Raw genomic sequence first — 17,702 nt, forward strand, 5'->3', positions numbered from 1 at the left:
GGCTCAGTTCGCCGGGGGCGTCGCCGGCGCCGCTGCCGTCGTCGCGCCTTCAGGCTTGAACACGGTCTTCCAATCATCTTTCATATCGACGACGAGCCAGCCTTTCGCGCCGGCCTCGTCCAGACCTTTGTCGAGCTTGCCGCTCTTCGCCGCGCGGTCGTACGCGTATTCGCGTTGCGCGTCTGTGTGATGCACGAGCGCGGCGAGGCGCGGGCCGTCGCCTGCCGAGGTCCATTCGAGCATCGGCGCGTCGCCGTCCGCGTTACCGAACGCGATCACCGGACGTCGGCCGATCACGCGATCGATGGCAAGTGGTTTGGCCGAGCCGTCGACCAGCGTGTCGACTTGCGCGAGGCGCGTCAGCGAGACCGCGCCGTTGCTCTGGCCGTAGCGATACTTCACGGTGCTGCCGATCACCTGCTCGGGCGGAATGCCGTACATGCGCTGAGCCACGTCGCGGACGAACTCGACGTCGCCGCCCGTCACCAGATAGGTCTTGAAGCCGCTCGCGCGCAAATAGGCGAGCAACTCGAGCATGGGCTGATACGCGAGATCGGCGTAAGGCCGGTTGAAGCGCGGGTCGTTCGCGGCATCGAACCATTCGTGCACGAGCGCGGCGAACTGGTCGCCCGTCAGGCCGGCGTGGGCCGCCGCCAACACCCGCATCGAGCCGGCGTCGCCGCTTGCCGCCACATTCTTGAGATTGCCTTTGAGGATTGAGCGGAACGGTTCCTGACGCTTCCATTCCGGATGCCGCGCGGCCACCGTCTTCACACGTTGCAGCGCGAACACCAGTTGCACCGAGGCCGGTTGCTCCGGCCACAGCGTGCCGTCGTTATCGAACACGGCGATCCGGTCGGCGCGCGGGATGAAGTCCTTGGACTCGGGCGTCGTCACCAGCGTGACGAAGTCGACGATAGAGCGTTTGGTCTTCGTGTCGTTCCATGACGCCAACCCGGCGGCCGTCGATTCACCGGTCTGCGACATGGCGTCCTGGCGCGGCGTCACGGAGCAAGCGGAAAGAAGGACAACGGTGAAGGCAATGCAGTACCGGTGCAACGTGCGAATCATGAAAGCCTCATCGAAAGCGGTGGGTCGAATTCAAGCGAGCGCAAGTCTAATGGGCCAAAGCGGTTATTGCAGCCCTTGTGGGATTTTTTCGACATGACGGTTGAGCCTGTTCCGTCATAAAAAATGCCAATTGAACAAGCGGGGAAGTCGGACCCGATTGATCTGGCTTTCGGCCGCGTTACAAATTTATCTCTGTAATTTCCAGAATCGTTGCTAGTATTCCTAACGATGCCAGCGTGGTGAATCTTCTTCTTTCCGCATGCTTCGTTTGATGCGGCGTCTCTCGTTTCAAGGAGCGCTCATGCAAGCCGTGTATCCAGCTGCGCCGTCTTTCCAGATTGTTCAAGCGACATAACGCGGGTTATTTGCGTGACATCGCGTCCGGCTGCGCATGGCTGCCCGGACGCGCGAACACGCGAGCGAGATGAATTCGATTTAAATCAGTCACCCGAACGCCATCCCTTTGAAATGATTTCGCGTCAGGCAAAGGCAGGTGCTCGCCTATAAGAAATGGCCATAAAACGAGGCTCGATAGTGGGTTAAAGCTGCGTGTTTGGGGCGGGGGCATTATGCGCTGCCGCGTTCGTGTCGTCGCCGGTCTTCGCTCAGGCATCCGCCGACGACGCCAATAAAAGCAATAACCCGCTCAATCTCGCCGCCTCATTCAACATCCAGAATTACTACACGCCGAGCGTATTCGGCGCTAGTGCGCACACCAACGACCTGCTGCTGCGCCCTACCGTGCTGGTCGGCCCGAATAGCCTGACCGGCGTGCCGCAAATCTTCCGCGGCACGGTGCCGCTCAGTACGCGGCCCGATCCGAGCGGCGGCTACAACACCGGCCTCGGCGACCTCAATCTGTTCGACATCTTTCTGCTCTCGGAAGGCGACGTGCAGCTCGGCGTGGGCCCGCTCGTCACCATGCCGACCGCGACCGATCCGAGCCTCGGCACCGGCAAGTGGCAGGCAGGTCTTGCCGCTGTTGCCGTGAGCGCCATCCGGGCGCGGCTGATCGGCGGGCTCGTGCAGTGGCAGCACTCGTTCGCCGGACAAAGCAGCCGGCCCACCACGCAATCGCTGACCGCGCAGCCCTTTGGCATATTCAATCTGCCCGGCGGCTGGTACATCCGTTCGACCGGCATATGGACGTTCGATCTGCAGCACGGCAGCTACTACATCCCCGTCGGCCTCGGCGCGGGCAAGGCATGGAAGGGCGGTTCGACGATCTACAACGCGTTCATCGAACCGCAATACTCGATCGCGCATTCCGGTGCGAGCGTGCCGCAGTTCACGATTTTTGCTGGCCTGAACATGACGTTTGGCAAATAAACGAGAACTCGAGGGGAGCTTAGCGATGACGTTTTTAAAACGCGTGGGAATGCAGGCATGCGTCGCCGGATTGGCGTTGGCCGTGCTGCCGCAGATGCCGGCGACGGCGCAAACGAGCGCCCCGGCCGCCGCGGTGACCGCTTCCCCGGACGAAGCGCGCGGTATCGCCCGCGATGCGTTCCTGTACGCCTATCCGATGCTGTTCAACTATAAGACGCTCTATCAGCAGGCAGTCGATCCCACTTCGAAGTCGTACGTGGGCGGCTTTGGCAAATTCCGCAACTACTCGCGGCCGTACGGTCCCGAGAACAAGGAAATCGTGACGCCGAACAACGACACGCCGTACTCGTGGGCATGGCTCGATCTGCGCCGTGAACCGTGGGTGCTGACGGTGCCAGCGGTGCCGAACGAGCGCTACTACGTGTTCCAGTGGATCGACCTGTTTACCTATAACTTCGCGTACGTCGGTTCGCGCACCACGGGTAACGGCGCGGGCCACTATCTGTTCGCCGGACCCAACTGGCACGGCGACACGCCCAAGGGCATCGACAAGGTGTTCCGCTCGGAGACTGACCTGATTCTGACGCTCGGCCGCACGGCGCTCAACGGCGCGAGCGACGTCAAGAACGTGCAGGCGATCCAGAAGCAGTACAAGCTCACGCCGTTGTCCGCTTTCGAACACACGGCCGCACCACCGCCCGCCGCGAAACTGAGCTTTCCGAAATGGGACGAAGCGAAGGCGACCTCGGTCGACTTCATTGCCTACCTGAACTTCCTGTTGCAGTTCACGCAGCCGCCCGCGCCGTCGGAGCGCGAGCTGATGGGACGCTTCGCGAAGATCGGCATTGCACCCGGCGCACCGTTCGATCCGGCCGCGTTGCCAGCCGACACGCGCGCGGCGCTCGAAGCGGGCGTCGCCGACGGCAAAGCCGCATTGGCCGACGCGGAAAAGCGCACCACCAGTTCCTTCGACCTGTTCGGCAGCCGCGCCGACCTGAAAGACGATTACACGACGCGCGCCGTCGCCGCGGCGATGGGCATCTACGGCAATACGAAGGAGGAAGCGGTGTACGTCGGGACGCGCGTGAATGCCGAGCATCAGCAATTGATCGGTTCACAGCCCTACGTCCTGCACTTCGACAAAAAAGATCTGCCGCCGGCGAAGTTCTTCTGGTCGATGACGCTTTACGATTTGCCGGCGCGCCATCTGGTGGCGAATCCGATTCACCGTTACTCGGTCGGTGATCGTACTCAGGGGCTGAAATACGGTGCGGACGGTTCGCTGGATATCTACGTGCAGAACAAGGCGCCGGGCGCGAACGAAATGTCGAACTGGCTGCCCGCGCCTGTCGGTGCGTATGACCTCGTCATGCGAATCTACGGGCCGGACCAGACCGTGCTCGACGGCAGTTGGACGTTTCCGACACTGCAGAAGCTCTGAGGCGCGCATGGACGACCCGGACATCGACATGCATAGGAAGGCGGCGACATGGGTGACGGCGGCCGTGCTGGCGTCGGTTGCCGCGCCGATCCTTGCGAAGATGCAGCAGCGTCCGTGGTCTGCCGCGACGGCCGGCGCGGCGTCCGTGCCCGGTCCGGTGGCGGGCGACATGATGTCGGAGGAATACGCGCGGTTGGTGGCGCGCCAAACCTATTTCTGGGCGTGGCCGCTGGTGAATGTCTACCGCCGATTGCTGGCGATGCAGCAGGTGCCGCGGCCGGGGCTGAATGGAGGCGTCGCGCCGGTCGCTCCGCCCAACCGTCTCGCGATGCTGCGCGATTATGCTCAGCCGCAAACGCGCTACGTCGGCTGCCCAAATCGCGATCTGATTGACGGTTGCGCGATGCTCGATTTGCGCACTACGCCGGCGATCGTCCAGGTGCCGGATTTCGGCAGACGCTTCTGGGTCTATCAGGCCGTCGATCTGCGCACTGATAGTTTCACGAGCCTCGGCAAGATGTATGGCTCGCGGCCGGGCTTCTATCTGTTGGCGGGCCCGGACTGGCATGGCCCGGCGCCGAAGGGCATCCGCCAGATGTTCCGCTCGCCCACCGCGATAGGCATGCTGATTCCGCGCGTGTTCATGGACGACACGCCGGAAGATCGCGCACTGGTGCAGTCGCTGATCAGCAAAATCGGCGTGTATCCACTCGCGGACTACGACGGCCAGTTCAAGGAAACGGACTGGTCGGCACTGCCCGGTTTCGGCGCGGCCCGCAGTGCGACGCACGCAAGCGCGGAAGAGATCGAACGGGTCGATCCGAACCGTTTCTGGGACACACTGCCCGCCGTGCTCGACGAAGCGCCGCCGCAACATGGCGAAGAGGCGCTCTATGCGCAGGCACGTGCGCTGATCGCCGCCACGCGCCGGGACGGCGCACTCAGAAGCGCCATCATCGACGAAACGGCGAGAGCCGAAGCGGATCTGATCGCACCGCTCTCCAATTTCAATCTGTTCGGCAAGCGGCTTGCGGGAAACTGGAATACCTTCAGCAACGGTGCAGCCTTTGGTACGGACTACTACTCGCGAACGGCAATAGCGACGTCGCACGTCTTTGTCAACAAGGCCAACGAGATAAAGTGTTTTTATTCGGATACCGATGCATCGGGCCGATGTCTTGATGGCAGCGGGCGCTACACCGTGACCTTCCATAGAGACCGGTTGCCGCCTGTCAAAGGTTTCTGGTCGCTGACGCTATATGACTCGCACCATTTTCTTTCCCCCAACCCGCAAAACCGCTACACACTCGGTACGAAGAACAAAGACCTGAAGTTCGACGCAGACGGCTTGCTCACGCTCCAAGTACAACACGCGAAACCCAGCGACGACAAGTTCGCCAATTGGCTGCCGGCGCCGGCCAACGAGGTGTTCTCCCTGTACTTGCGCGCCTACCGGCCGCAGCAAGCGCTGCTGGATGGCAACTGGACGCCGCCGCCAATCGTGCGCGAAGCCTGACGCCTGCGCGCTTGCGCGCAGTGCGGCTTGCGGACGCAGCCGGCCCGGATGCGGTTCCGTAGGAGTGAGAATGCCGAACTTCCATTCGATGAGGACGATTATGAGTCAACCTAACTGTTTCTTCGCAGCCAGGCGGCTCGTTGCCGGATTGTGCAAGGGCGCGTTTCTGACCACCGTCGGCGTGAGTCTCTCCCAAACGGCGTCGGCGACGGAAGGCGGCATCGGCCGTCCGATCACGGGCCAGCAGGTGATGCCCTACGGCGGCGTCGTCCCGCCGACCAGCGACTGGATCGTGTCGGCCGCCACGATCTATTACGAAGGCTCGCTCGGCGCGAGCAAGTCGATTCCGATCGCCGGACAGGTGACGGCCGGCGTCGACGTGACGGCCGTCTACACCATTCTCAACGCGGTCAAGACGTGGGGCATTACGGTAGGCGGCTGGAATTTCGCGTCCTCGTTTGGCGTGCCGCTTCAGTACACCGACATCTCGTCGTTTCGCGGCCGCTTGCCGAACGACCACGGCACGCAGTTCGCCGATATCTTCTTCGCGCCGGTGGTCGCCGGCTATCACCTGACCAAGACCGACCACGTCGCGTTGAGCGTGCAGATCTATGCGCCGACCGGTGCGTACAACCCGAACCGGCTCGCCAACGCCGGACAGAACACGTGGACCTTCACGCCGACGATCGCCTATACGAAATTGCTGCCGCAGGAGAACATCGAACTGTCGTTGAATTACGGCCTTGAGTTCTACACGCCCAATAACGACACCCGCTATCACAACGCGCCGGTCAGCGTGCTCGATCTGCTGGCGCTCAAGCGCTTCAGCAGCGGCTGGGGCGTCGGCGTGGTGGGCGGCTATATCCAGCAGATCGGCCATGACAGCGGCGGGATTGCGGACGTCGTCGGCGGCAGTCAGGGTCATTCCGTGGGCATTGGGCCGATGATCACGTGGTCGGGCAAGGTGCAGAAAACACCCGTGTCGGCGTCGCTGCGTTGGGTCAACGAGTTCAACGTGAGCAACCGGCCGAAGGGTAATGCGGTGCAACTGTCGGTCAATGCGACGTTTCAGTGACGCCGCGGCATGTGATGCGTGACAGGCGCGGTGCCGGACGGTCGGCGTTGGTGACAGAGAGCAGATTCACGCCCTTCACCGGTTGCAGTGCCGGCTTACCGTCCGTCACCACGAGTTCGGCCGGCTGCGCAGCGATCATGACGTCCGGTGCCTGTGCGGATTTCTTGCCGTCGGCGGGCAGCATCGGGTCGGACTGCAGATTCGTTTGCGCGTTTTTCGCCGCGTTGACCCGCCACGCGGCGGTGCTGAGTTGATACGCCACGCCGTCGAGCGATGCCGCGTCGTACCAGTCCGCGGCATTCAGATGTAGCGTGCCGCTTGCGTCCTGGAGCCATGCGCTCTTTGTCGAGCCGCGCGACAACCGTTATTACCTGCTGCTGTCCGGCCGCTGGTTCCGTGCGGCTGGGATATCCTTCACATCCGGACCGAAGCCGATCAACCGCGCGTGCCGCGCTCGCATATCGCGTACACGCTGGAGCACAAGTCAGGATAAACGCGCCCCAACTCGAAACAGCCATCCAGATACGCTCTGGATATGATACCGGCCTTCAATGCGGCATCGATCTGGAAGTTGGCAAGGCCCTTGAAGAAGACGCCGCCTTCGGTGACCGGGCGGAGCTTTGCCGCACGCAGATCGGCTCGCAGCGTATCGATCGAATAAGTCACGCGATGACCGTGTGCGGCTTCAGCCGCCGTCACGGCCGCGTGATGGTCGATCAGCCCCATATTGACCGCGATTTGCCGCGATCCGGCGCGCGCATTCGGAGCAGCCACGAACAGGCGGCCACCTTCCGATAACCAGCCACGGATCCGGCTCAGGACTTCGACCGGATGATCGAGGTGTTCAAGCGTGTGGATCAGGAAGATGTTGTCGTAGCGTCGCGCGGGTTCGAAAGTCTCGAACGTCGAGTGATGGAATTTGACGGCGCCTTTCGTCTTGGCTGACGCAACGGCGATGCAGTCCGCCGATGCCTCGACCACTTCCAGTGAATCGAAGCGCTGTGTCAGGAGTCGCGTGAAGTTACCTTCGAAGCATCCCAGTTCGAGCGCGTTGCCGCTGACGTGGAACGGTGCAAATGTTCGAAGCATGTATTCATGCATCAGATAATCGAAGTCATAAGCGTAGCGATGTTCGGGATGATCTTTCGCTTCTGCGTCGTAGTCTCTGCTCATGGTCGTCAATCCTGTCCGCGTTGATAGAACCGCTGCTCCACCGGCACGTAAAACTCATCGAGCGACTCAGGCACCCGGGCGTTGAAGCCGAGCACCTGGCGCATCCAGGCGTTGCAGCGGTCGAGATTGCTGTATCCGAACAGCCGCGCGTAGTCGAGTTGCGGCTTGAAGAAGGGGCTGGTGAACGTCAGTGTCAGTGCACGGCGCGGCGCATCGGTGGTGTTGCGGCCGGTGGCGTGCCACATGCGCGAATCGAACAGCAGAACCGAACCGCGTTCCCCGGTAGCTCGTGACGCCTGCGCGTAAAAATGCTCGTCGGTGGGCTGCTGCTGGAGGTTTTGCGAGTGCGAAAGAATATGCGTTGCGCCGTTGGCCAGCGTGAAATCGTCGAGCATCACCAGCGCGTTCACCATGAAGCGCCGCGAGTCGGAGCCGAAGCGGATATCGCGGTGCACGTTTTGTACGTAAGAGCGCGAGTCGCGCTCGTTGATCACGCCGCCGTACGAATTCAGAACGAAGTTGCCTTGAAAGTATCCTTTGAAAACCCGCTCCAGCGTTGAGAGCTCCGCCAGCAATTCGACGTAGCACGGGTCATCCATCAGAAGGTGATGCAAGGTGCCTGCGCTGTTTTCCTGCACACCCTTGCGTCGCCTGATCTGGTCGCGCAACGCGAGCGAAGGATCGAGCGCCTTCACCAGCGAATCGAGCAATTCGCGGCGAATCAGGCCGGGAAGCACCGTCCAGCCCGCCGTGGCGAGCGCGGTGTGGTGTTGATCGTCAATCGTGTTCATGAGTGGAGCGAGGCAACGGCAAAAGTAAAAGGCTCAGTGTCGATCGGCAGCCAGGATGGCCATCGGCATGACGTCGAGATAACGGCCGCCTTTGAAGGCCGCCTGGCGTAAAAGACCTTCGGCGCGAAAGCCCACTTTCTCGTAGAGCGCGATGGCGCGTGCATTGGACGCGAGCACGGTCAACGAGATACGGTTGAGGTTGAGGTCGCCGAATGCGTGTTCGAGTGTCTGGCGCGTGGCGGCCTCGCCGATGCCCCGGCCGCGTGCCGTCTCGGCGCCGATCTGAATCGAGAACTCCGCACAGCGGTTCACCCAGTCGATGCCTAGCAGATACGTCACGCCGACCACTGCCTGGGTAGACGCGAGGCACACGGCGAGACGCACGTTATTCGCCCGGGAGCCGAGATAGCTGTCGAACCATTTACTGTCGATCTCGGTGCCCACATACCGGAAGGCGCCGCCCAAGTGGCTGACCAGCGCCTTGTCGGCGCGCCATGTGTTGATGGTCGACAGGTCGCCGCGTTCGATCTCGCGCAGGAATATCGTGTTGTCGTTCATGCGAGTCGGTCCAGTAAGTGTTGCACCATCGGCGCCAGATCGTTGTGCGTCAGCCGCTGATCGCATGGCAGGCACAAGGTCGAGTCAGGAAGGCTGCGTTCGAAGTCCGGCGCGCCTTCAGCGGTCGCAACGTCCGGCCAGTAGGTGGGCGTATAGATGCGTTGCGCCCGAAGCGCTTCGCGCACGCCGGTGGGCACGCCGAAAAACGGGTAGCAGAGCGGCACCGCGTGTTCGTCATAGCGAAACGTGAAGCGGTTGTAGCGCTGCAATTTCTCATGCAGAAAGGCGAAATTTTCGGCTCGCCGTGCGCGGACGCTTTCATAGTCGACGCCCGCGAGCAGCCTTTGAGTCAGTGCCGACATGCGCAACGGCTCTTGGTGTTTCAGGCTTTCTTCGGCCGCAGCGTAGTCGGCATAACCTGCTTCGGCGTCTTTCGCGAGCCGCGTCAGCAGATGCCCGCAGCGCAGCAACGAGGCATCGTCGGTCGCTTCCGGCATCGCGATCGGCTGCTGTGTGACGAGGTACCCGCCATCCGGCACGCCAAGGAATTTGCGCGGCGAGTACAGCGTGGCGAGGCAATCGGCGGGTTGCGCGAACAACGCCTGCGCATTGTCAATTACGACGCGTTCACGCGGGAACCGGCTGAGCACGTCGTCGACCTGTTGAGCGCACAAGCCGAAATAGTTGACGTAGACGAACCACTCACCGTGCGCGACATCGACAGACTGCGCGCGCAATTCGGCGTCGAGCCGATAGCGTTTGACCGGCGTGCCGGTCATGCGCAGCGGCTCGATCATTGCGTCGCAAATGTACCAGGGCATCCAGACGACAGTCGGCCGCATCGCCCGAAGCAGTGCGAGAAACGCCGCTCGTGACGACTGAAAACGCAGCGCATCGTCGTGGAGCGTCGCTTCGGTCCGCGGCAGTTCGAGTTCGAAATATCCGCCGATTGCGCGCGGCCCGCACGCGATCATGCTGCCACCTCGACGGACAGCATATCTCTGACGCTGTTTTTGCTATTGAACATCAGGACGTCGAGAATCGATAAGGCGGGGTGAAATGCGTCGTCGAACTGCGCGTAAGGACACAGATTCGGTTCGATGAAGGCGAGCTCGATGCCGCGCGCCGAGAATGCCGCACTATCGTAAAGTTCGCGGCCACCCGGCAGATTCACGTAGGTGCTCGCCTGTTCTCTCGCGCAGATGTCCATAACCCGCTCGGTGCCCTTGAGTTGCGCATTGCCGTACTTCGTCGACGATGGGACGAACTCGGTATCGATCTCGAGGTACCTGCAAATTTCCATGACGGTGTGCGACGCGAGCAGCGAAACAGGTGCGAGAGGCTCGGCCAGAATCCGTCCGATCAGTGCGCTGACCTGCGGGTAGTGAGGCGCTTTGGCATACGCATGCCGAATCGATTCGAGCAGTTTGCGTAACCAGCGCTCGCGCGGTTCGACCAGTACCTCGTTAATCTTCAACGAAGGACTCGCACCGCTGAGCGGCACGGTGAGGTAACGCACCTGGTCGCCCAGCAACATCCGGTTGCGGTTGATCCAGCCATTCTTGATGAAGTTCACATCGTCGTAAAAGACGAACTTGTCGACTGCCGCCGCCAGTTGGAAATATCCGATGTACGGAAACAGGTAGGGCTGCATGATCGCGAGCTTCATGACGTTCAGCTACCCGCGATGATCCCGACGATGCGATCGAGCATGCCGTCCGTCAGTGCCGGGAAAATCGGCAGGCACAGTATCTGTTGCGAAGCGGCGTGCGCAACCGGCAGATTTTCGGGGCGCGCGGAAGGCAGGCCGCGATAGATCGGGAAGTCCGAGATCAGCGGATAGAAATAGCGGCGCGCGTAAATGTTCTCGTCGCGGAACTTCTGATACAGCGCATCGCGGCTGATCGGGTAGTCCGGGCCGACGAGAATCGGAAAGTACGAATGGTTCGCCACTTTCTCGCCCGCTTTCGGCACGCAGCTAATACCGCGCACGTCGCGCAGCCGTTCGCGGTAGATCGCGTCGATCCGCGCGCGCCGTGCCAGTGCTTCATCGATGTGCTGCAGTTGAAGCAACCCGAATGCCGCGTTGATCTCGCTCATCTTGCCGTTGATGCCGGACGCAACCACGGTCACTTCATCGACGAAACCGAAGTTCTTCAGATGGTCGATACGCTGCTTTGTCTTGGCGTCCTGACAGATGATCGCGCCGCCTTCGAACGTGTTGAAGACCTTGGTCGCGTGGAAGCTCAGAACGGCGAGGTCGCCGTGCTCGAGCACGCTGCCGGTTTCGGTCTGCACGCCGAAAGCATGGGCCGCGTCGTAGATCACCTTCAGATTGTAGTTGTCGGCGATCTTTTGAATCGCCTCGACGTCGCACGGCTTGCCGTAGCAATGCACCGGCATGATCGCGGTGGTCTGCGGCGTGATCGCTGCCTCGATCTTGGCGGGGTCGAGATTCAGCGTGTGCGGATCGACGTCGGCGAATACCGGCTTGATGCCGTTCCAGACCAGTGAGTGCGCGGTGGCAACGAACGAATAGGGCGTCGTGATGACCTCGCCGGTCACGCGCAGCGCCTGCAGCGCGGTGAGCAGGGCCAGCGTGCCGTTGGTGAACAGCGCAAGATGCTTGACGCCGAGGTACTTGCACAGCGCCGCTTCGAACTGTTGGTGAAACGGACCGGCATTGGTCAGGATCTTGCTGTCCCAGATCTGTTGAAGATAGGGAATGAATTCTTCGAGCGGCGGGAGATGCGGCTGGGTAACGTAAATGCGCTCGTCGATCTGCGGCGCGATGGCCCCAAGCGGTAAGGCAGCGTTCATTTGTTTTCCCCTGATTTGGGCGACGCGGTGGTGTCGTCCGTGGCGGCAATGGCTTCTTGCGCCGTGACTTCGAATGCGACGGGCGGCTGATCGTCGCACCAGCGTTGCCACATGATTCGCAACGCGCGGGACAAACCTGCAGCGACCACTTCAGGCCGGAATGCCGCCGACGCCATGCAGCGTTCACGCAAGCCCGTGCGCAGCGCGGCGAGTGCGGAGATATCGGAGGACAGTGCAACGCCCTTGGCGACGAAATCCGCCTTGTCTGTAGCGAGGAACTGTTCGAGCCCGACGTGCGACATCCAGGTGGTGCCGGCGCGGCTGGGCAACGTGTTGCCTGCAATCGTCAAGGTCGGCACGCCCATCCACAATGAGTTCAGCACGGTGGTCGAGCCCGTGTACGGGAACGTATCGAGGCAGATGTCGACGTGAAAATGCTGTTGCAGGTAGACCGGAATACTCGAACGGCGGCGGAACATCAGGCGCTCGCGCGAGATGCCTGCGTCGGCAAACCAGTCGATCAGAAGCTGTTCATCCTCGTCGGTTGCAATCGCGCCCAGCAACATTCGCGACGACGGTTGTGCGTGCAGCAATTCCGCCCAGAGAGCGATCACGTCGGGACGCAATTTGTTGAGGCGGTTGAAGCTGCCGAACGTCACATAGCCGTTGTGCATGGCCGGCAGGATGTTGACCGGCGGCGCGCTTTCTTCCGGCAGGAAGGGCGCGTTCGCCGGCAAATGGACGATCTTTTCGGAGAACATTTGCTCCGCAGGGCCGAACGGCACGCCGAACCGGTCCACGAGGTAATAGTCCATCGCACTTAGCCCGGTCGTGGCAGGGTAACCGAGCCAACTGACCTGGATCGGCGCGGGCTTGCGCACGAACGTGAGAAGGCGATTGCGACCCGTATGGCCGGACAGATCGAACAGAATGTCGATTCTGTCGTCGCGGATCCGGTTCGCCAACTGCGCGTCCGGCATGCCGGTGACCTGATGCCACTCATGGGCGCATTTGCGCAGCAGATGGGTGTAGTCATCTACCGCGATGTGGTTGTTGTACACATGCAGCGAGACACCGGGATCGGTCGCGAGGCGCTCCATGATCGGCAGCAGATAGGAGGCGACCGCGTGACGGAACAGGTCGCCGGAAACGAGGCCGATCTTCAGCTTGCGGTTCGGCGTGCGCTTGTTCACATGACGCGGCCATTGGGCGCGTACCGGCGCTTCGTGCTGTTGGGCGAATTTGACGTGTTCGGCGAACAGCGTGTCCTGCTCGACTTCAGGATTGTGAGTGAGCGAAAACAGATAGTTGTCCGCTGCGATTGCGTCTTTCGGGTCTTTCTCCAGCGCGACGCGAAAGCTTTCCTCTGCTTCGCTCACCATGCCCAGATCGAGCAGCAGCACGCCCAGCGTGTTGTGCATGCCGGACGTGTCCGGCGCCAGTTCGATCGCGCGCCGTGCCGCGGCCAAGCCCTCGGCCACGCGTCCCTGGTGAACCAGCGACATGCCATAGATCCGTTGCGCTTCGGCGTACCCCGGATTGATCGCGATGATCGCGCGGCAGACTTCTTCGGCATCCTTGTGCAGGCCTTTCAGGCGCAGCGTATCCGCGAGGACGGTGCGGCTTTCCAGTTCCTCCGGCAGCAATTCGGCAGCTTTGCGCAAGGGAATGAGCGCGTCGTCGTACCGGCCCAGGCGATGCAGTGCTATCCCGAACCAGCGCCACGCGTTACCGTCGGCGGGGAAGCGCTCGGTGAGCGTTCGTGCCAGTTTGACGGCGTCGGCGATCTGGCCTTTGTTGTACAGCGACGTGAATCGCGTCGTTTCCTGTTGGCTCACGCGCCGCCCAGATGCGATCGTAGACTTGCCGGCGTCTGCGGCTGGCTTCGCAGCCTCTGCATCTGTTTCGGCGGCCGCGCTGGTTTCTCGCTGCGGGTTCTGGACTGCCACGGGTTGCGTCGGGACGACCTTGCCGGGATTCGCCATTCGCACGATCAGGCCGTCTACCGCCGGGCCCTTCAGCCCCTGCTTCTGACCCATTTCCAGCGCGAGCCACGCAGCGGCCGTTTCGCCTGCGTCGATCAATGCGTTGATGTACGCCACCCAAAACTGGCCGTTGTGCGGTTGTTGACCCAGCGCCACCTCGAAATGGGGCAACGCGTCCTTGGGACGGCCGGTTTGAACGAATAGCACGCCAAGGTCGTAAAGCGCTTCCGCGTGCTGCGGCTTCGCTTCGAGGATCGCCTGGTACAGCGCTTCGGCGTCGTCGAATTCGCCCTTGTGATGGTGCTCCAGCGCCGTTTGCAAAACGAGTGCAATGTCTTGCTCGAGCTGTTGTTCGGGCGTCAAGGGTTCAGCCGTCGGCTGCTCGTACAGGAGAGTCATGGTCTCAGCACAGAATGGTCTATGACGGAAATTGTGCGACCGGGAGGGCGTTTCCGATGCGCGGAGATGACGGTAAAAAGGCCGCCTGTTTAGCGTATGGAGCAAGGAGGCGGGAAGCCGGAAGGCAAGAAAAAAGCCCGCACGAGGCGGGCTGAGGGAACGAGCGCGCCTCACTTCGGCACGTAGTTCTTATTATTCGGTCGACCGGCTGAACCGGCTTTTGGGGCGCGGATGTCGCCTTGCGCGGCTCCGCTCCGGGTGATTTTTACAGGCGGGCCATCCGCTGGTATTCGCCGGCGGCCTTGGTGCGCCCGATCGCCGCTTCGAACTCGATATGCAGTTCGTTCTGGGTGACTGCCGCGTCCGCAAGCAGCGCCGTGTCGATCGCCTGGATCTGGCGGATCATGTCCAGCGCGCCCGGTTCCTGATCCGCGCTGAGCGACATCAGCAGCGGCGAGCGCGTTTCGGTCAGGCGGGCGGCTTCCGGCCAATCCGCCAACGAGGCCGCCTGCTCGATTTCGCGCGTGATGGAGAGCACGCGCTCGACCAATTCCGTCTGGTTCATGTTGTGCGCGTCCATGGCTTAGCTCTTGTTCGTGGCCAGCGCGCCCGCGCTGTTGGTGCCGCCGAACAGCGCGGTCAGGTATTGCGAATTGTTGTTCATGGTCGCCATCAACGTGTTCAGGGCGGTGAACTGCGCCTGATACTGGTTCGTCAGTTGTGTCGTGTAGTCGGCGAGTGCGGTTTGTTGCGTGGTGATGCTCTTCAGGTCGGCGTTCAGCGCGGTGTTGCGCGTGTCGATGATGCCGCCGGTTTGCGTGAACGTGGTGATGCTGGCGTTCAACTGCTCGGCAATGCCGTTGGTCGAGTTGAAGAGCGACGCGACCGTGGCCGGGCTGCTCGTCAGCGCAGTGTTCAGCGCGTTGTTGTCGACCACCATCGTGCCGTCGGCCGGATCGTCCTTCAGCGTGATGCCGATCGCCGCCAGCGTGGTGCCGGTGCTGCCCGAGCCGACCGAGCCTCCGATTATGTTGGCCAGCGTGTTCTTGATCGTCTGCAGCGTGGAGTCGCCCAACAGCGGCCCTTGCGACGTCGAGCCGGAGCTGAACGACGTGAGCGTGGACATCGTCGTCACGACGGTGTTGTACAGGCTCACGAAATTGTTGATCGCGGTGTTCTGCGCGGTGGTGTCCTGCGCAATGGTCAGCATCTGCGGGGTGCCCGCGGGCGTGCCCACGGCCGCCGCCGTCAGGTTGATCGTCACGCCCGAAATAGCGCCGGTCACCGCGTTGCTGGAACTGCTGCCCGCGATTCCGCCGATCGTGTACTCCGCGTCCTGTGCGAAGCCGCTCTGCGTCCAGGCGCTGCCCGAATTGGCCGACGTAATGGTCGACTGGCCGCCCGTGGTGCTGGCGGTCGACGTCACGCCGAGGCTCGACAGGCCGGTGTCGCTGGTGATGTTGCTGGTCGAGACGTTGATGACGTTGGCCGCCCCGGTGTTCGCCGCGCGCAGCACAAGGTGAGCGCCGTCCGTGCCGGTCACGATCGTTGCCGTGACGCCGGGGTTGCTGCTGCTTGCATTGATCGCCGACGCGATGCCCGACAGCGTGTTGTTGGTGCTGTCGACGTTGATATCCATCGACTTGCCGTTCATCGAGATCGACAGCGTGCCGGTGCCCAGTTGCGTCGTAGAGCCGAAGGCTGCCGACGACAGAGCTTGCGAGCTGGCGATCTGGGTCACGGCGATCGAATAGCTGCCGGCCACGGCGCCGACGCCGGCTGTCGCGGTCAGCCCGGTGCCGCTTGCGGTCGCCGCGAACGTCGCCAGCGTGTTGCCGTTGGCGAGATTCGTGATGCCCGACTGCAATGCGCTGAGCGCGGAACTCAGTGCGCCATACGCCGACAGCGTGGTGCTGTCGCTGGTTTGTTGTGCCGCCAGAGCCGAGGCTTGCCCGGCGACCTTTGCGTTCACGAGTGCCGTGACGAGCGTCGACACGTCCATCGACGAATTGCCCGTCGAGCCGCTGATGATCGATTGAGCAGCCGACTGCAGCGCGGCGTTGGCGCTTGCTGTAGAAGACGAGGTTGAGATCGAGGACATGCAGAGGCTCCGGGCGTCTGGAAATCTGTATTGGGTGGTGCGCGATGCTACATCACTAAGGGACGGAAATGCACGGCGGGAGGCATGCCTCCCGCCGTTTGAAACCCGGCGATGCGCCCCGCTTGCGCGCGGCGCATCGCCGTTACCGCGTCAGCTCTTACTGCAGGAGCTTCAGAACTTGCTGCGGGTTCGAGTTAGCTTGCGCCAACACCGAGATACCAGCTTGTTGCAGGACTTGCGCCTTGCTCAGGTTCGCCGTTTCTTGTGCGAAGTTGGCGTCCGTGATTTGCGATTGTGCCGACGACAGGTCGGTCGATTCAGCTTGCTGCGACGTCGAGATTGCGGTGAAGCGGTTTTGCGCGGCGCCCAGTGCAGCTTGCAGCGTATTCACGGTCTGCAGTGCGTTGTCGATCGAGACCATCGCTTCGTTCGCGCCCGTGACCGTGCTGATGTCGAGGCCCGAAACCGTCGGCGGGTTGTTGATCGCGTTGATCTGAGCGATCGCTGCCGCTGCAACGCCCGAAGCCGTCGCACCCATCGCCGTGGCGAGCGTGCCGTTCAGCGTCAGGTTGGTGATGGCCGTGCCCGAACCAGCGCCCGTACCAGCCGAGAAGATGTTGGTGACTGCGCCCGACGAAATTGCCTGGTTGTTCTGGTCGGTGAAGGTGTAGCCGCCCTTGCCGTCCGACAGCACGTTGACCGACGTGATCGTCGCGCCCGTGCTGGTGTACGTGCCGGTCGAAGCCAGGCTGACCGTGAACGAACCGACCGTTTGACCCGTTTGCACCAGACCGCCACCGATCTTCGCTGCCGACATCGATTGGCTCAGATCCAGGCTGATCGTCTGACCGACGTTCGCGCCGACCTGGAACGTCACGCTGCCTGCCGAGCCGTCCAGAATGTTCGTGCCGTTGTACGTCGTTTGCGACGCGATACGGTTCACTTCAGCGATCTGCGCCGAAACTTCCTTCTGCAGAGCGGCTTGGTCGCTCGACGACAGCGAGCCGGTCGACGCTTGCACAGCCAGCTGACGGATACGTTGCAGGCTGGAGGTCAGCGAGGACAGTGCGCTCGATGCGGTTTGAATCATCGACACGCCGTCATTCGCATTCGACACGCCCTGGTTCAGGCCGTTGATCTGCGTTTGCATACGCGTCGAGATTGCCAGGCCTGCTGCATCGTCAGCCGCGCTGTTGATGCGCTTGCCCGACGACAGGCGGGTGATGGCTTGCGAAAGGGCGCTTTGCGAGCCATTAAGGTTTTGCTGTGCAACCAGCGAGTTGATGTTGCTATTGATTCCGAGCATGGAAAATCTCCTAAATAAGCCTTGAGCCCAATACGCCACGTTGGCATCGGCGGAAGCACTCGTTCATTGCTGGCCGCCTCAGTGAAGGTTGACGGCGTCCCTTAAAAAAACTTGAGGAACTTTGTGCAACGGCAAGC

16 protein-coding genes are annotated in these 17,702 nt (G+C 62.0%); 4 read left to right on the top strand and 12 right to left on the bottom strand.

Features of this window, described 5'->3' with window-relative positions; genetic code table 11:
* Nucleotides 1-3: 3 nt before the first annotated feature.
* On the bottom strand, nucleotides 4-1,071 hold the full coding sequence (locus P0D80_RS16940; RefSeq protein ID WP_408285547.1) for an HAD family hydrolase: 1,068 nt from the start codon (nucleotides 1,069-1,071) through the stop codon (nucleotides 4-6).
* A 585-nt stretch (nucleotides 1,072-1,656) separates the two neighbouring features.
* Between P0D80_RS16940 and P0D80_RS16945 the strand changes: the two genes are divergently transcribed.
* From P0D80_RS16945 to P0D80_RS16960, 4 genes are all read left to right on the top strand, one after another.
* Entirely contained in the window at nucleotides 1,657-2,400 is a 744-nt protein-coding gene (locus tag P0D80_RS16945) for a hypothetical protein (RefSeq protein ID WP_408285549.1), read from the top strand.
* Nucleotides 2,401-2,425: 25 nt separating this feature from the next.
* Nucleotides 2,426-3,841 (top strand): DUF1254 domain-containing protein, encoded by a 1,416-nt coding sequence (locus P0D80_RS16950; RefSeq protein WP_408176383.1) that lies wholly within the window; start codon nucleotides 2,426-2,428, stop codon nucleotides 3,839-3,841.
* 7 nt (nucleotides 3,842-3,848) lie between these two features.
* Complete coding sequence (locus P0D80_RS16955; RefSeq protein WP_408285553.1) at nucleotides 3,849-5,357, top strand: DUF1254 domain-containing protein; 1,509 nt, start codon at nucleotides 3,849-3,851, stop codon at nucleotides 5,355-5,357.
* A gap of 100 nt (nucleotides 5,358-5,457) precedes the next feature.
* On the top strand, nucleotides 5,458-6,432 hold the full coding sequence (locus P0D80_RS16960; protein ID WP_408285555.1) for a SphA family protein: 975 nt from the start codon (nucleotides 5,458-5,460) through the stop codon (nucleotides 6,430-6,432).
* Here the strand turns inward: P0D80_RS16960 and P0D80_RS16965 are convergent.
* From P0D80_RS16965 to P0D80_RS17015, 11 genes are all read right to left on the bottom strand, one after another.
* The gene (locus P0D80_RS16965; RefSeq protein WP_408176386.1) at nucleotides 6,413-6,793 is read right to left on the bottom strand and encodes a hypothetical protein; all 381 of its coding nucleotides are present in this window, start codon (nucleotides 6,791-6,793) and stop codon (nucleotides 6,413-6,415) included. The genes P0D80_RS16960 and P0D80_RS16965 overlap by 20 nt on opposite strands.
* 74 nt (nucleotides 6,794-6,867) lie before the next feature.
* Nucleotides 6,868-7,605 carry a class I SAM-dependent methyltransferase gene (locus tag P0D80_RS16970; RefSeq protein WP_408176387.1) on the bottom strand — a complete coding sequence of 246 codons (738 nt, stop codon included), beginning with the start codon at nucleotides 7,603-7,605 and terminating at the stop codon, nucleotides 6,868-6,870.
* Nucleotides 7,606-7,610: 5 nt separating this feature from the next.
* Nucleotides 7,611-8,396, bottom strand: a complete 786-nt coding sequence (locus P0D80_RS16975; RefSeq protein ID WP_408285560.1) for a phytanoyl-CoA dioxygenase family protein — start codon at nucleotides 8,394-8,396, stop codon at nucleotides 7,611-7,613.
* Between the two features lie 33 nt (nucleotides 8,397-8,429).
* Complete coding sequence (locus P0D80_RS16980; RefSeq protein ID WP_408176389.1) at nucleotides 8,430-8,954, bottom strand: GNAT family N-acetyltransferase; 525 nt, start codon at nucleotides 8,952-8,954, stop codon at nucleotides 8,430-8,432.
* The gene (locus tag P0D80_RS16985) at nucleotides 8,951-9,928 is read right to left on the bottom strand and encodes a hypothetical protein (RefSeq protein ID WP_408176391.1); all 978 of its coding nucleotides are present in this window, start codon (nucleotides 9,926-9,928) and stop codon (nucleotides 8,951-8,953) included. The genes P0D80_RS16980 and P0D80_RS16985 overlap by 4 nt, the downstream gene beginning before the upstream one ends.
* A complete protein-coding gene (locus tag P0D80_RS16990; protein ID WP_408176392.1) occupies nucleotides 9,925-10,623 on the bottom strand; it encodes a WbqC family protein in 699 nt (232 codons plus the stop codon). The genes P0D80_RS16985 and P0D80_RS16990 overlap by 4 nt, the downstream gene beginning before the upstream one ends.
* A gap of 5 nt (nucleotides 10,624-10,628) precedes the next feature.
* Nucleotides 10,629-11,774 (bottom strand): dTDP-4-amino-4,6-dideoxy-D-glucose aminotransferase VioA, encoded by a 1,146-nt coding sequence (gene vioA / locus P0D80_RS16995; RefSeq protein ID WP_132376565.1) that lies wholly within the window; start codon nucleotides 11,772-11,774, stop codon nucleotides 10,629-10,631.
* Nucleotides 11,771-14,158 carry a tetratricopeptide repeat protein gene (locus P0D80_RS17000; RefSeq protein ID WP_408176393.1) on the bottom strand — a complete coding sequence of 796 codons (2,388 nt, stop codon included), beginning with the start codon at nucleotides 14,156-14,158 and terminating at the stop codon, nucleotides 11,771-11,773. Before P0D80_RS17000 ends, vioA begins: the two co-directional genes overlap by 4 nt.
* A 265-nt stretch (nucleotides 14,159-14,423) precedes the next feature.
* Entirely contained in the window at nucleotides 14,424-14,738 is a 315-nt protein-coding gene (gene fliT / locus P0D80_RS17005) for a flagellar protein FliT (protein WP_408285565.1), read from the bottom strand.
* 3 nt (nucleotides 14,739-14,741) lie between these two features.
* Nucleotides 14,742-16,259 carry a flagellar filament capping protein FliD gene (fliD, locus tag P0D80_RS17010; protein WP_132376568.1) on the bottom strand — a complete coding sequence of 506 codons (1,518 nt, stop codon included), beginning with the start codon at nucleotides 16,257-16,259 and terminating at the stop codon, nucleotides 14,742-14,744.
* Between the two features lie 157 nt (nucleotides 16,260-16,416).
* Nucleotides 16,417-17,565 (bottom strand): flagellin, encoded by a 1,149-nt coding sequence (locus P0D80_RS17015; protein WP_408176397.1) that lies wholly within the window; start codon nucleotides 17,563-17,565, stop codon nucleotides 16,417-16,419.
* Nucleotides 17,566-17,702 lie beyond the last annotated feature (137 nt).

The organism is Paraburkholderia sp. RL17-373-BIF-A (assembly GCF_046030175.1).
Lineage (GTDB): Bacteria > Pseudomonadota > Gammaproteobacteria > Burkholderiales > Burkholderiaceae > Paraburkholderia.